The sequence below is a fragment of the Streptosporangium sandarakinum genome (genome assembly GCF_050942225.1).
Taxonomy (GTDB): Bacteria; Actinomycetota; Actinomycetes; order Streptosporangiales; family Streptosporangiaceae; genus Streptosporangium; species Streptosporangium nondiastaticum.
On record NZ_CP192034.1, the window covers coordinates 3,212,569 to 3,229,926 of the forward strand.

The window sequence follows — 17,358 nt, forward strand, 5'->3', positions numbered from 1 at the left end:
TCCGTTATAGTTTTCGCAAACGAAGCGAATCTATCCGTTTAGGGGAAGTGTCATGCGAGCTGTGGTGATGGAGGAGTTCGGAGGGCCGGAGGTACTGCGGATCCGGCAGGTCGAAGATCCCGTGCCGGGGCCGGGGCAGGTGCTCGTCGCGGTGGCGTACGCGAGCATCACGTTCGTCGAGACCCAGGTGCGCTCGGGCGACGGGCCGTTCGGCAGGCCCGCGCTACCCCGCGTGCCCGGCAACGGCGTGGGCGGTCGCGTCGTCGCCGTCGGAGCGGACGTGGACCCGGCCCTGGTGGGGACGGTCGTGGTCACCACCACCGGCGGCGAGGGCGGTTACGCCGAGCTGGCGCTGGCTCGGGCACAGGACGTGGTTCCGGTTCCCATGGGTCTGGAGCTCAAGGACGCGGTCGCGCTGCTGGCCGATGGGCGTACGGCGCTGCTGCTGTACCGGCAGGCGGAGATCAAGCCGTCGGAGCGGGTTCTGGTGGAGGCCGCGGGAGGGGGTGTCGGCAGCCTGCTGGTGCAACTCGCCGCCGCCGCGGATGCCCATGTGATCGGCGCCGCCCGAGGCGCCGGCAAGGCCGGGCTGGTCACCTCGCTGGGCGCGGCCTCCTATGTCGACTACTCCCGGCCCGACTGGCTGGACCGGGTGATGGAGGCGACCGGCGGCGCCGGACTCGACCTCGTCTTCGACGGGGTCGGCGGCCGGATCGGCACCGAGGCGATCGGGGCGCTACGCGACGGCGGACGTGTGAGCATCTACGGAATGGCCAGCGGTGCCGACGCCGAACTCGACGAAGGCCGGCTCCGGGCCCGCTCCATCGGTGTCATCGGGCTCACCGCGGCGCCGAGCCCTGCCCAGGTCCGCGCGCTCGTCGTCGACGCGCTGAATCTCGCGGCCGACGGGAAACTGCGGCCGGTCATCGGCCAGACGTTCCCGCTCGAGGCGGCGGCCGCCGCGCATCGGGCGATCGAGTCGCGGACCACCACCGGCAAGACCCTGCTCATCCCCGCCGGCGATGCGCGCGGCTGAGATCAGAACCCACATGTCCCCCAAGCCCTCTGCCAGAGCCGGAGCCCGGGAGTGGATCGCCTTGACGGTCTTGGGCGTCCCCGCCGTGTTGGTCATGATGAACATGTCGGTGCTCTATCTGGCGCTGCCAAGCCTGAGTGCCAGCCTGGAGCCCGACGGCCCGCAGCTACTGTGGATCACCGACATCTACGGTTTCATGGTCGCCGGATCGCTGGTCACGATGGGTACCTTCGGCGACCGTCTCGGGCACCGCCGGATCCTGCTGGCCGGCGCCGTCGCCTTCACCGGCGCATCCGTCATCGCCGCCTACGCCCCCGGCGCCGGCCCGCTCATCGCGGCACGGGCCGTCCAGGGAGCGGCCGCCGCCGCGCTGACGCCGTCCTCACTGGCCCTGATCCGCGCCCTGTTCGCCAACGGCCGGCAGCGCACCCTGGCCATCATGATCTGGATGATGGCGTTCATGGGCGGCGGTGCGCTCGGCCCGCTGGTCGGCGGTGTGCTGCTGCAGTACTACTGGTGGGGCGCGGTGTTCCTGCTCGCCGTTCCGGCCATGGCCCTGCTGCTGGTCGCCGGCCCTTTCCTGATCCCTGAATCTCGCGCTTCGGTTTCCGGGCGGCTGGACGCGACCAGTGTGCTCCTGTCGCTGCTGACTCCTCTGACGATCGTGTACGGCATCAAGGATCTCGCCGTCCGCGGCCTTGCCCTGCCGTCCGTCGGCGTTCTGGTCGCGGGCCTGGTGATGGGCGCGGTATTCGTACGCCGCCAGCGGCGGCTGTCCAACCCGCTCCTGGACCTGGGATTGTTCCGGATCCCCGCCTTCGCCGTATCTGTCACAGGCATGGTGCTGGTGGGGATCGTGCTGTTCGGAACCAGCCTGCTCACTTCGCAATACCTGCAACTGGTGCTTGGCTTCTCGCCGTTGAAGGCCGGCCTGTGGCAGCTGCCCAGCGCCGTCACCGGGACCGTCGTGGCCCTGGTGGTCTCCAGCCTCACCGGCCGAATCCGCCCAGTCGTCCTCATGAGTGCCGGAGCCGCGTTCGCCGTCATCGGTCCCATCCTGCTCACACAGGTGGACAGCAACCCTGTCATCCTGGTGTCCGGCTCCGTTCTTCTCTTCGCCGGGCTGACCCCGTTCATGGCGCTGGGCACCAACCTGGTCCTCGGCGCGGCACCGCCCGAACGCGCCGGGGCCGCCTCAGCGATCTCCGAGACCGGCGCCGAACTCGGCGGCGCGCTCGGCATCGCAGTGCTCGGCAGCATCGCCACCGGCGTCTACGGCAGCTACATGATCGGCCATACACCCGACGGCGTCCCTGCCAAGGTCGCCGAGGCCGCCCGTGAGACGTTGCCCGCCGCGCTCCAGGCAGCCCAGCGGCTCCCCGACAGCCTCGGCATCCCGTTGGCCCAGACCGCCCGGGACGCGTTCGCCCACAGCCTTGGCGTGCACGCGCTCATCACGATCCCCCTGCTCATAGCGCTCGCCCTGCTGACCTCGACCCTGCGGCGCGCAACCCCGCCACCACCACCGAGCCAGCCCGAACAGGGCACGACGCCCACCCCTGCGTTCGACTGAAAGGACCGAACGATCATGCAAGTCGAGGTCTACTTCGACGTCCTGTGCCCCTGGTGCTACATCGGCAAGAGAAGACTGGCCACCGCCCTGAAGGGCCGAAACGATGTGAACGTCGTCTGGCGCAGCTTCGAACTCGATCCGGACGGAAGCCCCATCCCCGGCCTGACGGCGGCGCAGGTGATCGCCACGCACCAGAACGACCCGGCCCGAGCGAGCGCCCGGGTTGCCCATATCCAAGCGCTTGGCGCAGCCGAGGGACTCGAACTCAACCTGCACCAGGCCCGGCCCGTCAACTCCTTCGATGCTCACCGCCTGATCCATCTGGCCGCCACCTGCGGCCTGGCCGACGCCGTTGTGGAACGTCTCCTTCACGGTTACCACACCACAGGCTGCAACATCGCCGATCCGAACGTTCTCCGAGCGCTCGGCGTCGAGGCCGGACTTGATCTCGCCCAGGTAGGTGAACTCCTGAGCGGTGACGCGTTCACCGGTGAAGTCCGAGCCGATGAACGCCGCGCCGCCCAGAGGGGAATCCGAGGCGTACCTGCACTCGTCATTGACGGAGCCCCGCCAGTGTCGGCCGTTCAGGAGCCTGGCGCTCTGGCAAGCCTCCTAGATCGCGCGACACGCTGCTGAGCCTGGATCCACGGCAGGTGATCATGACTGGCGCGAGACTGGCATAATTCACCACATAATCGGTCATGTCGATCATCTGGCCTGACGGCCCTCCGCTCGGGTCCGCGCGATGAGCCCCAAAGTAGAGCGTTGTCGCAGGCCACCGCGGGTGACGGTGGCAGTGCTCACACAGGTTGTACGGCTCGTGCTCTTCGGTGATCTTGTCCCGGGTCCTGCCCGGCGCGACCTCTTCTCCCAGCATCTGCATGTACGCGGCACCACCCGTTCGAATGAGCCGTCCACGTAGACCCGCACCCAGATCGGCGAAGACATCCTGGTCCCGCCCCTTGATGACCACGGTGGCGCTCTCGGCCCCCTTCTTCGCCACCCGCCTGACGTCCGGGTGCGCCCGCAGTGTCACTTCTCACGAACATTTCCGCGCCTGTTGATCATCAGCCGCTGCCCGAACCCGTCAACAAACGCTGCTACTTCCCACCGACATAGCCAGAACGGCGCTCCCGATGGCGACGCCCCGGCCCCGGGCGGTAGGCCCTCCTGACCCTGGCCCACCCGCGCAACGGTGATGCCGAAGTCGTGGTGATCACGGGTGGGACGCGGCCAGGAGCGGCGAAGTCCCCGGCTGCTCAATCGCCTCGTTCCTGCTCGGCGGCGGCGTAGGCGGCGCTGAGCCGCTCGAACGCGCCCGGGCCGTCGTGCGGCTTCGGCGGGGCGTCGAGGTGGCGGACGCGGAGCTCGTCCATGAGCTCCTCGATGAACGCCGGGCCCTCGTCGCGCATGAGCTGCTGCCGGCTCCGGAGCTCGGCGCTGCCCGGGCGCCAGTCGAGGCCCCAGTTGCCGAGAGCGTAGATGATCGGCAGCGTCTGGATGCCGGCTTCGGTGAGGCTGAAGCGCGCGCGCTGCCCGCGGGCCGCGGCGCCGCGGGTGAGGAGCCCCGCATCGATGAGCCGCTTGAGGCGGTCGGCGAGGATGTTCGAGGCGATGCCCTCGACCGACCCGGTGAGCAGCGCGCGGAAGTATCGGCGGTCGCCGAAGATGACGTCGCGCAGCACGAGCAACGACCAGCGATCTCCGAGCACCTCGACGGCGGCGTTGACCGGACACCCGGACCGTGGTTCCACGATTCCTCCTTGACAGGTATTTCGCTCCCAATATAGTGATTGCATATTGCAATCACTTTTGGGAAGAGGTGCTGATGGGCCGCTTCGTTTACTCGATGCAGGTATCCCTCGACCTGCGGATCGAGCAGGTTCCGGGGGACGACGGCGCCGGCGAGTGGCTGCGCATCGACGAGGAACTGCACCGCGAGGCCAACGCGCAGACGCAGGCGCTCGCGCTCATGGTCCACGGCCGGGTCTACTACGAGGTCATGGAGGAGTACTGGCCAAAGGCGCGCGAGGACGCGTCGCTGCCGGATGTCATGCGTGAGTACGGCGAGATCTGGACCGCCAAGCCCAAGGTGCTCGTCTCCCGCACGCGCCGCAGCGCCGATCACAACACCCGGATCATCGGTGGAGACGACGCGATCGAGCAGCTCGCCGCCCTGCGGGCCGAGATCGACGGCGGCATCAGTGTGGGCGGTGCGGCGCTTGCGACGCAGCTGCTCCGGGCGGGGCTTCTCGACGAGCTGCTGCTCTTCACCCATCCCGCGATCCTCGGCTTCGGCCGGCCGCTGTTCGACGACTACGACCTGCCGATCGATCTCGACCTGCTGGAGCAGCGATCGTTCGAACAGGGCGTCACGATGCATCGCTACGCCATCCGGGACGCAAAGGAGGCGAGCTCGTGCTGAGGCAGGTCGCGGAGGGTGTGTGGGTCCACGAGAGCGAGTTCGTGCAGAGCAACGCCGTTGTGGTGCAGGGCCGGGCCGGCGTGTTGCTCATCGATCCCGGGGTGACCGGCTCCGAGATCGACTGCCTCGCGAACGACGTTCGCGGGTTGGGTCAGCCCGTTGCGGCGGGGTTTTCCACACATCCGGACTGGGATCACCTGCTCTGGCACGCCAGCCTCGGCGAGGCGCCCCGTTACGGCACGGCGCGCTGCGCGGCCACTGTCCGAGATCAGCTGTCGGACGCGGGAGCGAAGGCCCGCATCGCCGCCCACCTGCTCGAGACGGAAATCGCCGGGCAGGTACCGCTGGATCTGCTCGGCCTCATCACCGGTCTGCCCGCCGGGACGGCGCAGATTCCTTGGGACGGCCCGCAGGTCCGCATCGTCGAGCATCAAGCGCATGCGCCGGGCCATGCGGCGCTGTTGATCGAGGAGCGCGGGGTTCTCGTCGCCGGTGACATGCTTTCCGATGTCCTGATTCCGATGCTCGACCTGGACGGCACCGCTGACCCGATCGAGGACCACCTCGTCGCGCTGGGCCTGATCGAGGGCGTGGCGGACGGCGTTGACGTCGTCGTCCCGGGTCACGGTTCCGTCGGCGGATCCGACCAGGTGAAGGCACGGATCGAACAGGATCGGGCGTACGTGCTCGCGTTGCGGAACGGCCAGGTCCCCGCCGACCCGCGGATCGGCCCGTCGGCCAAGCCCGGCTGGGAGTGGGTGGCCGGCGTGCACGAACATCAACTCCAGCGTCTCGCCCAAAGAAGCGAGCGCGACGGGACGCCCCGCTAGTGCTGTGACCGGAAAGGTTCACCGGGTGACCGCTCCGTCGACCATCGCACTGCCCATGGTCGGCGACGGGTTCACCTGGAGACCGGTCGGCGCCGCCGAGCCGCCGCCGGCAACGCCTCACCGAGGCGTCCGACAGTACAACCTGGGCACATCACCTAACCGTCTGACCACGACGATCAGAAAGCACCCGACATGTTCCCTTCCGCCATCACCGACTTCTGGCTGACCTCCTCCCCGACGAGTCGGCTCCTCTACGGTGATGACGCCTTCAGGGTTTTCGTCGACGCCACCCTCGACGAGGACGAACGGCTCACCATCCTCACGACGGCCGACGGAAGGACGCGCGTTCTGCTCACCCCGGCGGTCGCCGGGACGATGGGCCTGGAAGACGGGCAGCCGGTCGACGAGGCGGGCTTCCGGCAGCGGCTGGAGAAGTCAGGCGTCTCGCTGCACGGAGCCGACAACCTGTTCTACTTCACCGACGAGGCCCGGGAGACGTTGCTCGGCGAACCGGACGCCCCCTCGATCCGTCCGCTCACCGAGGCCGACGCAGGCGTGTTCGGACAGTTCGAGGAAGCGGCGTCGGAACAGGATCGCGACGACGCATCCGTCGAGCTGGATCACTGGGCGGTCTACGGCGCGTTCGAAGACGGGCGCCTGGTGTGCGTGGCGAGCATGTACCCGTGGCGCGATGCGCCGCTGGCCGACCTCGGCGTGCTGACGCTCCCGCCGTACCGGGGCAAGGGGCACGCCCGGCGCCTCGTGCGCGCGATCTCCCGGCACGCCCTCGCACGGGGACACGAGCCGCAGTACCGCTGCCAGCTCGACAACCACGCCTCGGTGGCGGTGGCCGGATCGGCCGGCCTGACCCGATTCGGGACCTGGGACATCGTCTCGCCGGACTCGGTCGTGTAGGGGGCATGACCCAGATACGACAGAAACTCATCACGGAAAGCCGAGCACTGGGACCTGATGTTCATCGTTACCGGAAGATGTGGATGTTCTCGCGGACCCAGTCCCGGAGGGGCAGCGGCGGCTTGCCGGTGAGCCTTCCGACGGTGTCGAAGATCTTCTGGTCCCAGCCGGCCGATTGGCGCTTGAGCTCCAGCAGCGCCTCCAGGCGAGGTCCCGACCAGCCGAGGCGGTCGAATTCCGCCTGGGTTTCGGCTGGAGTGCGTTCGATGAGTTTGATCGGCCGGCCGAGGATCCGGCCGATGACGTCGGCCTGGTCTCGGGGCGAGAGGGCCTGGCCGCCGGTGAGGGTGTAGGCCTGGCCGTCGTGGCCGGGCGTGGTGAGGACGTGCGCGGCGACGGCGGCGATGTCGCGGGGATGGATCATCGCGGAGACGGGGTCGCCTTCGGTGACGTACATGGTGTGCTCGGCGGCGATGGTCGGGGCGTAGCCGTACAGGTAGGTCATGAAGGTGCCGGGGCGCAGCATCGTCCACGGCAGGCCGGAGTGCACGATGACCTGTTCGCCGAGCCGATGACCGGTGCTGATGGGGTCGGTGGCGTCGAAGGTGACGCCGCTGGTGGACAGCTTGACCAGGTGGGAGACCCCGGCCCGGGCCGCTGCGGCGGCCAGGTTGCGTTCCTGGAGGGGGCCGTCGGGGCCGTAGCCGGGCGGCAGGACGAAGACCTTGTCGACGCCGTCGAGGGCGGCGTCGAGGCTGTCGGGCCGGTCGAAGTCGCCGGTGGCGACCTCGACGCCGGCGGGGAATGCGGCCTTGGCGGGATCGCGGGTCATGGCCCGGACGGGGATGTTCCGGCTGGCGAGCAGGGCGAGGAGTTCGGAGCCGACAGTGCCGGTGGCACCGGTGATGAGGAACATGAGAGGTCCTTTCTCGGGGTTCAGGAACGGGAGAGCTCGGTGTCGGGGAGGAACAGAGACAGGGCCAGCCCGATCAGCGCGATCGGGATGATGGCGAGGAAGACCAGGTGCAGCGCGTCGGCGTAGACGGCCGGGCCAGGCTGGGCCGGAAGCCTGCTGGTCACGAGGGCGGCGAAGAAGGAGGTGCCCAGCGCGGTGCCCATCTGCCGGGCCATGGTGGCGGTGCCCTGGACGGCGCCGATGTCGTCACGGCCGGCGGCATTGCGGGCGGCCAGGCTCAGGGCTTGGGAGTTGAGTCCGCCGGCGACGCCGTACAGCAGCAGGAACACGGTCGCGAGCACCGGGCCGGCGTCGATGGCCGCGCACAGTAGTCCGGTCAGCGCGAACAGGACCATGCTCGCGACGGGATGGCGGTGGTAGGAGCCGGTGCGGGCGATCAGCTTGGTGGAGGCGTAGGAGGTGAGCACGACGCCGAGCATCATCGCGGTGAGCAGGTAGCCGGAGGTCTGGATGCTGAGGGACAGGACGGCCTGCAGCCAGAGCACCAGGTAGTTGACGATGCCCAGGCCGAGGAACCCGGCGATGAAGCCGACCGCCACGACGATGGAGAACGTGCGGTCGCGGAACAGGCGCAGGGGGACGACCGGGTCTGCCGCGCGGCGCTGGGCGAGCACGAACAGCACCGGCGACAGCACGCAGGCGGCGGCCAGGCCGAGGGCGACCGGGGAGGTCCAGGCATAGGCGGTGCCGGCCCAGGTGGTGAGCAGGTTCACCGCGACGATCGCGGTGGCCAGGAGGATGACGCCGAGGTAGTCGATTCGGGCACGTTCGCGCTGGGCGGGCAGGTGCAGCCGGATCGAGATGACGGCCACGACGAGTGCGCCGAGGGGCAGGTTGACCAGGAAGGTCGAGCGCCAGTCGGCCATGTCGGTGAGCAGGCCGCCGATGGTCGGGCCGGTCAGGGACGCGGCGCCGAAGGTCAGAGAGAACCAGCCGTAGTAGCGGGCGCCCTGCTGAGGAGTGAACATCTCGCCGAGGATGGACAGGACCGAGATGAACAGGCCGCCGCTGCCGAGGCCCTGGACGACGCGGAAAGCGATCAGTTGCGTCATGGTCTGGGCCAGGCCGCAAGCGGCCGAGCCGGCCAAGAAGACCAGGATCGAGATGAGGAAGATGCGCTTGCGGCCGTACAGGTCACCGAGCTTGCCGTAGACGGGAACTGCGGCGCTGCCGGCGATGAGGTAACCGGTGGTGACCCAGGCGAACCGGTCCAAGCCGTCAAGCTCGGCGACGATGCGGGGCAGCGCGGTGGCGACGATCTGCGAGTCGAGCAGGGACAGGAAGACCGCTGCCATCAGGAGGACCACGACTGCGGTGGCACCAGCCGACGCGGTCACGGCAGGTACGGAGGAACGGGAGGTCACGAAGATCCTTGCGATCAGGGAAGCAAGCTCCAGCGGAGCGTGCAAACGAACAGAAGAACATCGGCCCTGAACGGGCGATGGAGATGGAATTGGCCAGGTGCGAACCTGACGCGAACCGGCCTACTCGGCCCTCTCAACCCTGATCCACCCGGTTGCGGGTTTGTCGATCAAGGTTCTTCATGGTGTTCGTTTGTTCTCGAGGCTCCCGATGGATCGCTGGGACGCAGACGGTCCGGGAGATGATCAACCGGACGCCGGTGAGGCTAACACTCCATGCCGGGGCGGTGCAACCACCGTCCGACAGGCCCGCGACGAGTGGCCGTGCCGAGCCCGTCGCCGAACCGTCGCCGGTGTTGCGGCCGGAAACGACCACCGGGTCGGGCGGTCGTCAGGCCACGGCGGTCGGGAGAGGGTGCCCGCCCCGGTCAGGGCGCCGGCTGGAGATCCGGGGGCCGGGCATGACGACGGCCGCCGGGAAGGGGTGCCTTCCCGGCGGCCGTCATGGTGGGCTCCCGGATCGCCGCGGCCGGGCCGTACCCGCGAGTGGGTCGTACGGCGGGCGGCCGGGCCGTGGGGGGCGGGTGTTCAGGCCTTGAAGAACTCCGCGACCGCGGGGCCGAGGACCTCGGGGGAGGCGTCGTGCGCCTGGCCCTCCAGGATGCGGTGCTCGCCGTTGGGCAGCTTCTCCGCGACCGCGGCGCCGCCCTTGCCCATCCAGGGGGCGCTGTTCTCGCCGGTCATGACGACCGTGGGGGTGTTGATGCGGGTCAGCCGCTCGGCGGGCAGCTTGTTGCCGGGGCCGACGACCGCGGCCTCGTAGACGAGGGTGTGCGCGACGGCCTCCATGCCCTCCCAGTAGGGGGACTGGCGCATCTGGTCCACCATCTCGGCGGGGACCTCGGCGGCCTCGGTCATGAAGCGCGCGACCACGTCGCCGCGGCGGCCCTCCGAGATGAGGTCGGCGAGCTGGGCCTCGAAGTCGTGGGGGACCGGCGCGCGGCTGTCGTCGACGATGTAGGGCGGCTCGTACACGGCGAGCTTGGTGATCGGAAGCCCGTGGGCCGCGGCCTCCAGGGCGAGCGCCCCGCCGGAGGAGCCGCCGAACACCATCGCCTCGCCGCCGGCGTGCTTGATGATCGCTTCGAGGTCCTCGATCTCCCGCTCGACCGCGTACGGCTGCGTGTCACCGCTGTCGCCGCGTCCCCGGCGGTCGTAGTTGTACACGGTGAAGTGAGGAGAGAGAGCGGCGGCCATACCCGTCCAGATCGGGTGGGAGCGGTCGCTGAACCCACCCTGCACCAGGATGACCGCGGGCCCCTCACCGGACCGGTCGAAAGCGATGGTGGTGCCGTCTGCTGACGTTACGTCCATGGTGAATCTCTCTGTGTGGTGGATATGGACAATTGCTCGGTCGTGCCCCACCGGGCCTCGCGCGACGGCGGCAAGCGCCGGCTCCGCGGGAAAAGGCAGACCCGGGGGAACCAACCTGCACCATCCGTGATCCGGCTGGCATCTCCGAGGATGCTATTCCGGCGGACCGACAATTCCACGGCCCGTCCGGAGAACGGCCGCTCCGGGCGCTCCACCGCGATTCCCGGACTCAGGGTATTTCTGCCGCTGATCGATCTTTCAGGGCATTTATCGCTTTATATGGTTTTTCATGCCCGTTGTGCCTTTTCGTGTGGTTCCGCGGGAAGACCCCTCCCGCGCCCGTACGGCGAGGCGACCCGGGCCCTCCGCGCCCGTACGGCGGGCCGGCGCCGTGCGCCCGCCCGCCGTACTCCCGCCGCGCGGACCCGCCGAGCCGTTCTCAGAAGAGCTCGAAGGCGGAGGGGGAGCGGTGCCAGCCGAAGGCCGGGGCAGCGGCGGCCAGCGCGCCCGGGGTCAGCTCCCGGACCAGCCCGGTGCCCGCCAGCGTCCGGATCGACGTCCCGCCCATGTACAGGGCGCCCAGGGCCCGGATGTCGCACGCCAGGTCGGCGGGGTCGGAGGTGGGGACGCAGGTGGCCGACTCCGGGGAGCCGGTCAGCCGCCACCGGCCGGTGTTGACCGGCATGAACTCGTCGGTCACGTCGATCACGACGTCCACGGGCGCGGCGTACCGGCGCGACTCCAGGGCCTTTGCGACGTCCACGACGCGGATCCACAGCGCGTCGCACAGGTGCGCCGCGAGCTGCCGCGGCTCGCCGACCCAGTAGAACAGCGGCTCGTCGACCGAGCACGACCACGTCGTGACCGAGCGGGTGAGGTCCACCGTGAGCAGGAACCGCCACAGCGCGTCGTAGGCCTCGGGGGTCGTGGAGACCTGCTCCACCAGCTCGACCTGCCCGATCGGGCCGTTGCCGGTCCAGTTGCCGCGCACCCGCCACAGGGCGTAGCCGTCGACGCCGCCGTCGCCCTCGTGCAGGACGACCCGCAGCGCCGAGGCGCCGGCCCGCATCGACATGAGGTCGGCCAGGCGGTAGTCCCAGTGGGCCTCGGTCCGCTCCGACCAGCCGGGCTGCTCGGCGTAGACCTGGTCGTAGACCTTGACGAGGGCGTCGCGCAGGTCGGCCGGGCTGCCCTCGATGATCTTCCCTGCGCCCTTGCCGGGCGGCAGGGTGACCTCGCGGGAGTTCACGTTGAGCCCGATCCGGCGGATCGACAGGCCGTAGCCGAAGCGGTGGTAGATGCGCGCCTCGCTGGCCCAGCACAGGGTGATGGCCTCGCCGAGGGCGCGGGCGTCCTCGAAGTGCCGGCGCATCAGCTTGGTCAGCAGGCCCTGGCGGCGGGCGGCGGGGGAGACAGCGCCGCGGCAGCCGTGGGCGGCGGGGATGACCGCACCGGGGACGGCGATCTGCCGGGTGTTGCACCCCAGCGTGCCGACGACCCGGCCGCCGCTCCGCGCGACCAGCGAGCGGGCGGGCTCGAAGAGCTCGCGCTCGGCCTCGCGGCTCTGCGGGTCGCCGTCGATGTTGATGGCCGCGGAGAACGTCGAGTAGATGTCGTCCCAGTCCTCGTGGGTCGGGACCTCGATCGTGATGTCGTCGGCCACGGCTTCCCCAAGGTCGTTGCTCTTCATTCGGTAGCCTCCGGATTGCCACACTCGGGTTTTTCGACCGGATTACGGTGAACGGCGTTCGCCCTCGTATCCTCACACCGCCTCATGGGCGGAACATCTCCTGAAATGCGGGACCACCGGCCCGGCCGCGCCCGCGGGGGAAGTCGGCAAAAGCAGAGAAGGGCGTTTCCCGGGGGACTGTAAGAATTGGCCGCATGAAGGCCCTGGTGCTGTCCGGCGGGTCTGGCACCCGCCTGCGTCCTTTCAGCTACTCCATGCCGAAGCAGCTCATCCCGATCGCGAACAAACCGGTCCTTGAGCACGTGCTGGAGAACATCCGCGACCTCGGGGTCACCGAGGTCGGCGTCATCGTCGGCGGCTGGGCGGCCGAGATCGCCGGAGTGATCGGCGACGGGTCGCGGCTGGGGGTGCGCGTCACCTACATCCCGCAGGACCGGCCGCTGGGCCTGGCGCACTGCGTGGAGCTGGCCCGCCCGTTCCTCGGCGACGACGACTTCGTGATGTACCTCGGCGACAACATGCTGCCCGACGGTGTGGAGGCCATCGCGGAGGAGTTCCGGACCGGCCGGCCCGCGGCGCAGGTCGTGGTGCACCGGGTCGCCGACCCGCGCGCCTTCGGGGTCGTGGAGCTGGGCAGGGACGGCGCGGTCCGGCGGCTGGTGGAGAAACCCGCCAGGCCCCGCAGCGACCTGGCCATGGTCGGCGTCTACTTCTTCACCGCCCGGATCCACGACGCGGTCGCCGCGATCCGGCCCGGGGCCCGCGGCGAACTGGAGATCACCGACGCCATCCAGTGGCTGGTCGACCAGGGCTCGGCGGTCAGGGCCAGCGAGTACCGGGGCTACTGGAAGGACACCGGCCGGGCCGAGGACGTGCTGGAGTGCAACCGGCGGCTGCTCGCCGAGCTGGGCGACCGGGTCGTGCTGGGCCCCGGGGCTCGGGTGGTGCGGTCCGTCATCGAGGGGCCGGCCATCATCGGGGCGAACACCCTGATCGAGGACTGCCACCTCGGGCCCGACGTCTCCATCGGCCAGGGCTGCGTGCTGCGCCGTACGCGGCTGGCCGACTCGATCGTGCTGGACGGTGCGACGATCTCCGAGGTCCCGGGCCTGTACGGGTCGATGATCGGGCGTTCGGCCGTCGTGATGCCGGCCGACCGGGAGAAGGTCCAGCACCGGCTGCTGGTCGGCGACCACACGCGGGTCGAGCTGGTCGCCTGACGGGCCGGGGCGCCGGCCGGCCGTACGGAAGGCGGCGGTCGTACGGCGGGCGCGCGGTCGGGGAACGGACACGAAGAAGGGGGACCTCCGGTGGGAGGTCCCCCTTCGCGTCCGTCGTCCCTTTCGCACGCCGTCCGCGGTCGGGCGTCGGCGGCCGGGAGGCGTCAGACGGCGTTCGCCGGGGAGTTCTGGTAGGCGGTGAGCAGCCACCGGCCGTCCTGCTTGGCCAGCACCCACGTGGCGTGGACCGCGCGCTCCGGCGCGGGCTGGGTCTCGTCGCCCACCAGGACGCCGCCCCGCGTCACCAGGACGGCGCTGTCCGGGCCGGTGAACCGCACCGAGATCGGCTCGCCGGCCACCCGGGTGCCCCGGAAGGGGCCGGCGTAGGCCCCGGCCATGAAGCCGCGGATCCCGTCACGGCCGGAGACGAAGACCCCCGGCAGGACCATGGTGGCGTCCTCGGTGAAGACCTCGGCGAAGGCGTCGGCGTCGTTGCCGGCCCACGCGGCGATGATGCGCCGGGGCACCTCGCTGACGGCCGTGATGTCGTCGGTGATGGTCGGTGATGCGCTCATGCTGGCGTTCCCTCACTCGATGGCTGGGACAGGGCAGGCCCGGCGGGCCGGCGGAGGGAAGGGGATCGCCCCGCGACCTCGCGGGCCCGCACATTCGCATCGTGGTCGCCCGGCGCGGGACGCCGCACCTCTCGGCGTGCGGTGTCCGTTTTGCGGGCGTTCCCGCGCGGGGCGCTGGCAGGAAGTTGCCGGTGACCGGCACCTTGCTGATGGCCCTCCACCTGGAACGCCGGACGCGGCACCGGGAGACTGACGATGCGGCCGACGATCGTGCCGCCTCCGGATGTCTCCGCTCCGCTTCCGGACGCCTCCGCGGCGGTCCCCGGACGTCCCCGAGGCGATGACCGGCCGTCCCGCGCCGGAGCGCACCCCATGGAGGATTGATGATTTCGACGGAGATCCGCCGTGCCGCGGTTCTCGGCTGCGGTCTGATCGGAGCGTCGGTGGCGCTCGCGCTGCGCCGTACGGGGGTCCACGTCACCCTGTCCGACCGCGACCCGTACGCGGTGCGCAAGGCCGAGCGGATGGGCGCGGGAACGGCGTCGGCCCGCGGCGACCGCCCGGCCGACGTGGTGGTCATCGCCACCCCGCCGTCCACGGTCCCCGGCGTGCTGCGCGAGGCCCAGGCCCGCGGGCTGGGCCGGGTGTACACCGACGTCGCGAGCACGAAGGCGGGGATCCTCGCCGAGGCCGAGGCGGCCGGCTGCGACGTCTCGGTCTACGTGCCGGGGCATCCGATGGCGGGCGGGGAGTCGTCGGGGCCGGGGCGGCGCGCGCCGACCTGTTCGCCGGCCGCCGGTGGGCGCTGTGCCCGCACCCGGCGACGCGGCCGGACGCGGTGCGCCTGGTGACGGAGCTGGTGGCGCTGTGCGGGGCCGAGCACCGGCTGGTCCGCCCGGACGCCCACGACCGGGTCACCGCCGCGGTCTCCCACGTGCCGCACCTGGTGGCGGCGGCGCTGGCGGCGAGGTTCGCGGGGGCCGACGAGACCACCCTCGCGCTGGCGGGCCAGGGCCTGCGGGACGTCACCCGGATCGCGGGCGGTTCCCCCGACCTGTGGTGCGACATCCTGCGGCAGAACGCCGGCCCGATCGCCGAGGTGCTCGACGCGGTGGTGCGGGACCTCACCGAGGTCGCGTCCGCGCTGCGGGGAACGGATCCCGGCGCTGCCGGGGCGTCCGGTTCGCCTGGAACATCCGGTGTGTCAGGGATGGCCGGCGCTGCCGGGACGCCGGGCGCGCTCGCCGGCCTGCTCGTCCGGGGCAACCACGGTCGTGCCCTCCTCGCCGGCGCGCGCCCGGCCGGCGTGGCGGGCGGACGCTCCGCGGCGCCGAAGGCGGCGGCCTGACCCGTTCCCCCGTTCCCTTCCCGCCGTTTCCGGCGTTCCCCCGCCTCCACCGAAAGACCCCTGCTCCCGCCGTTCCCCCGGAGGACTTCTCGCCCCACACGCTCCTCCCCGCCCCGCCGGGGGTGACGACCGCACTCACGAAGGTGCCGCGGCCGTACACGGATGCGACATTCGTGAGGAGATCACCGGCGGGCGCCTCCCGGTCCGTGTTTCCCGGACGTCAGGACGAGCGTGCCGGCCTTGTACGCGTCGCGAGCCGGAGGCCGGGGAGCGGTTTTCGGGGGCTCGTCGACGACGACTAGGAGGAAATGGTGCTGACGACCGATGTCCCGGCGCGGGAAGAGCTCGTTCGCCGCGCGTCCGAACTGCTGCCGGTGCTGCGGAAGAACGCGGCCTGGTCGGAGGAGAACCGTCGGCTTCACGACGAGTCGATCCAGGCCCTGGCCGACGCCGGCGTCTTCAAGCTGAGGGTGCCCGCCCGCTACGGCGGCTACGAGGCCGACACCCGCACTCTCGTCGAGGTCGCCGCCGAGCTGGCCAAGGCCGACGGCTCCACCGCGTGGACGGCGTCCGTCTACTGGATCCCCACCTGGATGACCTGCATGTTCCCCGACGAGGTCCAGGACGAGGTGTTCTCCACGCCCGACGTCCGGGTGTGCGGGACGCTGAGCCCGAGCGCCATGGCCACCCCCGTGGACGGCGGCGTGGTCGTCAACGGCCGCTGGGGCTTCGTCAGCGGCGCCTGGCACAGCCACTGGCAGGAGATCATCGCCATCCAGGCCGGTCCGGGCGTCGAGCCGATGCCGATCATGGCGCTGGTCCCGATGTCGGACCTGGAGATCGTGGACGACTGGAACACCTCGGGCCTGAAGGGCACCGGCAGCGTCACCACCGTCGCCAAGGACGTCTTCATCCCCGCCGAGCGCGTCCTGCCCCTGCCCGCGGTGCTCGCCGGGCAGTACGCCTCGAAGCTGAACGCGGCCTCGCCGATCTACCGCGTCCCGCTGCTGCCGGTCGCCTCGGCCTCCTCGGTCGGCACCGCGGTCGGCCTGGCGAAGGCCGCCCAGGAGGCGTTCTTCCAGCGGCTCCCCGAGCGGAAGATCACCTACACCGGGTACTCCAGCCAGCGTGAGGCGCCCCTGACGCACCTGCAGGTCGCCGAGGCGGCCATGAAGGTCGACGAGGCCGAGTTCCACGCGGGACGGCTGGCCGGCCTGGTGGACGGCAAGGGCGTCAGCGGCGAGCAGTGGACGCTGGAGGAGCGGGTCAAGGCGCGCGCGGACATGGGGGCGGCGTGCCGCCTCGCCAAGGAGGCCGTGGACATCTACGCCACGGCCAGCGGCGGGTCGTCGATCTACACCCACGTGCCGATCCAGCGGATCGCCCGTGACATCGGCGCCATGAACCTGCACGCCCTGATGCACCCGAACACCAACGCCGAGCTGTACGGCCGCATCCTCTGCGGCCTGGAGCCCGACACCTTCTACATCTAAAGGCGTTCGGCCGCCGGTTCGTCCGCGGCGCCCCGGCCTCCGGGCCGGGGCGCCGTGCCGCGTCCGGCCCCTTTCCCGTGGACCCGGGAACACGGAGGAATCTGGAAACCGAAGAATCGGTGATCGGGGGAGGGCGGGCGGACCCGGGAAGGCCGGGAACGACGAAGGCCGTTCCTCTCCGAAGGATTCTCGGAAAGGAACGGCCTTCTCCCGTGTCCGGGACCGCTAGACCGCGGAGACCTCGGCCTGGCCGGCGACCTTCCGGACCAGTGCCTCCAGGTTCGGGTCCTCCTCGAAGATGTCGCCCACGTCGATGGAGACGCCGAGCTCATCCTCGATCCGGGACACCAGGCGGACCGCTGAGATCGACTCCCCCTCGAGGTCGAAGAACGTGGCGTCCTCCATCCCGTCCGGTACGTCGAGCACGTGCTTCCAGATCTCCGCGACCTTGCCCTCGATGACCGAGAGGCTGAGCTCGCCGGGACGATTGCCATTCATCCGGGTTCCTCCCATCGCCAGACAAACGTCAATGGCGGCGTGTG

17 protein-coding genes are annotated in these 17,358 nt (G+C 70.5%); 10 read left to right on the forward strand and 7 right to left on the reverse strand.

What is annotated here, in order from left to right; all coding sequences use genetic code 11:
• The first annotated feature begins 52 nt into the window (after positions 1 to 52).
• The 3 genes from ACQP10_RS14730 (at position 53) to ACQP10_RS14740 (ending at position 3,245) form a co-directional block, all read left to right on the forward strand.
• On the forward strand, positions 53 to 1,036 hold the full coding sequence (locus ACQP10_RS14730; protein WP_399500437.1) for a zinc-binding dehydrogenase: 984 nt from the start codon (positions 53 to 55) through the stop codon (positions 1,034 to 1,036).
• 94 nt (positions 1,037 to 1,130) lie between these two features.
• Positions 1,131 to 2,609, forward strand: a complete 1,479-nt coding sequence (locus ACQP10_RS14735) for an MFS transporter (RefSeq protein WP_433541545.1) — start codon at positions 1,131 to 1,133, stop codon at positions 2,607 to 2,609.
• A 15-nt stretch (positions 2,610 to 2,624) separates the two neighbouring features.
• On the forward strand, positions 2,625 to 3,245 hold the full coding sequence (locus ACQP10_RS14740; protein WP_346019948.1) for a DsbA family oxidoreductase: 621 nt from the start codon (positions 2,625 to 2,627) through the stop codon (positions 3,243 to 3,245).
• Between the two features lie 623 nt (positions 3,246 to 3,868).
• Here ACQP10_RS14740 and ACQP10_RS14745 read toward each other — a convergent pair.
• A complete protein-coding gene (locus tag ACQP10_RS14745) occupies positions 3,869 to 4,363 on the reverse strand; it encodes a winged helix-turn-helix transcriptional regulator (RefSeq protein WP_346019947.1) in 495 nt (164 codons plus the stop codon).
• A 95-nt stretch (positions 4,364 to 4,458) separates the two neighbouring features.
• Between ACQP10_RS14745 and ACQP10_RS14750 the strand changes: the two genes are divergently transcribed.
• The 3 genes from ACQP10_RS14750 to ACQP10_RS14760 all read left to right on the forward strand — a co-directional run bounded on the left by ACQP10_RS14750 (position 4,459) and on the right by ACQP10_RS14760 (position 6,779).
• A complete protein-coding gene (locus tag ACQP10_RS14750) occupies positions 4,459 to 5,034 on the forward strand; it encodes a dihydrofolate reductase family protein (RefSeq protein WP_433541546.1) in 576 nt (191 codons plus the stop codon).
• Entirely contained in the window at positions 5,028 to 5,864 is an 837-nt protein-coding gene (locus ACQP10_RS14755) for an MBL fold metallo-hydrolase (protein WP_399500433.1), read from the forward strand. Before ACQP10_RS14750 ends, ACQP10_RS14755 begins: the two co-directional genes overlap by 7 nt.
• Before the next feature lie 192 nt (positions 5,865 to 6,056).
• The gene (locus ACQP10_RS14760) at positions 6,057 to 6,779 is read left to right on the forward strand and encodes a GNAT family N-acetyltransferase (protein WP_399500432.1); all 723 of its coding nucleotides are present in this window, start codon (positions 6,057 to 6,059) and stop codon (positions 6,777 to 6,779) included.
• Positions 6,780 to 6,846: 67 nt separating this feature from the next.
• Here the strand turns inward: ACQP10_RS14760 and ACQP10_RS14765 are convergent, their stop codons facing one another.
• From ACQP10_RS14765 to ACQP10_RS14780, 4 genes are all read right to left on the reverse strand, one after another.
• Complete coding sequence (locus ACQP10_RS14765) at positions 6,847 to 7,695, reverse strand: SDR family oxidoreductase (RefSeq protein ID WP_433541547.1); 849 nt, start codon at positions 7,693 to 7,695, stop codon at positions 6,847 to 6,849.
• Positions 7,696 to 7,715: 20 nt separating this feature from the next.
• The gene (locus ACQP10_RS14770) at positions 7,716 to 9,119 is read right to left on the reverse strand and encodes an MFS transporter (RefSeq protein ID WP_433541548.1); all 1,404 of its coding nucleotides are present in this window, start codon (positions 9,117 to 9,119) and stop codon (positions 7,716 to 7,718) included.
• Positions 9,120 to 9,704: 585 nt separating this feature from the next.
• Positions 9,705 to 10,490, reverse strand: a complete 786-nt coding sequence (locus ACQP10_RS14775; protein ID WP_399500430.1) for an alpha/beta fold hydrolase — start codon at positions 10,488 to 10,490, stop codon at positions 9,705 to 9,707.
• A 439-nt stretch (positions 10,491 to 10,929) separates the two neighbouring features.
• Positions 10,930 to 12,180 (reverse strand): GNAT family N-acetyltransferase, encoded by a 1,251-nt coding sequence (locus tag ACQP10_RS14780; protein WP_346019939.1) that lies wholly within the window; start codon positions 12,178 to 12,180, stop codon positions 10,930 to 10,932.
• Positions 12,181 to 12,374: 194 nt separating this feature from the next.
• Here ACQP10_RS14780 and ACQP10_RS14785 point away from each other — a divergent pair, with 194 nt between their 5' ends.
• Entirely contained in the window at positions 12,375 to 13,400 is a 1,026-nt protein-coding gene (locus ACQP10_RS14785) for a glucose-1-phosphate thymidylyltransferase (protein ID WP_433541549.1), read from the forward strand.
• A gap of 164 nt (positions 13,401 to 13,564) precedes the next feature.
• Here the strand turns inward: ACQP10_RS14785 and ACQP10_RS14790 are convergent, their stop codons facing one another.
• Complete coding sequence (locus ACQP10_RS14790) at positions 13,565 to 13,975, reverse strand: SgcJ/EcaC family oxidoreductase (RefSeq protein WP_355639746.1); 411 nt, start codon at positions 13,973 to 13,975, stop codon at positions 13,565 to 13,567.
• A 383-nt stretch (positions 13,976 to 14,358) separates the two neighbouring features.
• Here ACQP10_RS14790 and ACQP10_RS14795 point away from each other — a divergent pair, with 383 nt between their 5' ends.
• From ACQP10_RS14795 to ACQP10_RS14805, 3 genes are all read left to right on the forward strand, one after another.
• The gene (locus ACQP10_RS14795) at positions 14,359 to 14,826 is read left to right on the forward strand and encodes a prephenate dehydrogenase/arogenate dehydrogenase family protein (RefSeq protein ID WP_433541550.1); all 468 of its coding nucleotides are present in this window, start codon (positions 14,359 to 14,361) and stop codon (positions 14,824 to 14,826) included.
• Entirely contained in the window at positions 14,823 to 15,323 is a 501-nt protein-coding gene (locus ACQP10_RS14800) for a prephenate dehydrogenase dimerization domain-containing protein (protein WP_433541551.1), read from the forward strand. Before ACQP10_RS14795 ends, ACQP10_RS14800 begins: the two co-directional genes overlap by 4 nt.
• 308 nt (positions 15,324 to 15,631) lie before the next feature.
• Positions 15,632 to 16,816 (forward strand): acyl-CoA dehydrogenase family protein, encoded by a 1,185-nt coding sequence (locus ACQP10_RS14805; protein ID WP_389995233.1) that lies wholly within the window; start codon positions 15,632 to 15,634, stop codon positions 16,814 to 16,816.
• 225 nt (positions 16,817 to 17,041) lie between these two features.
• Here the strand turns inward: ACQP10_RS14805 and ACQP10_RS14810 are convergent, their stop codons facing one another.
• Positions 17,042 to 17,314 (reverse strand): acyl carrier protein, encoded by a 273-nt coding sequence (locus ACQP10_RS14810; RefSeq protein ID WP_189249441.1) that lies wholly within the window; start codon positions 17,312 to 17,314, stop codon positions 17,042 to 17,044.
• Positions 17,315 to 17,358: the final 44 nt, after the last annotated feature.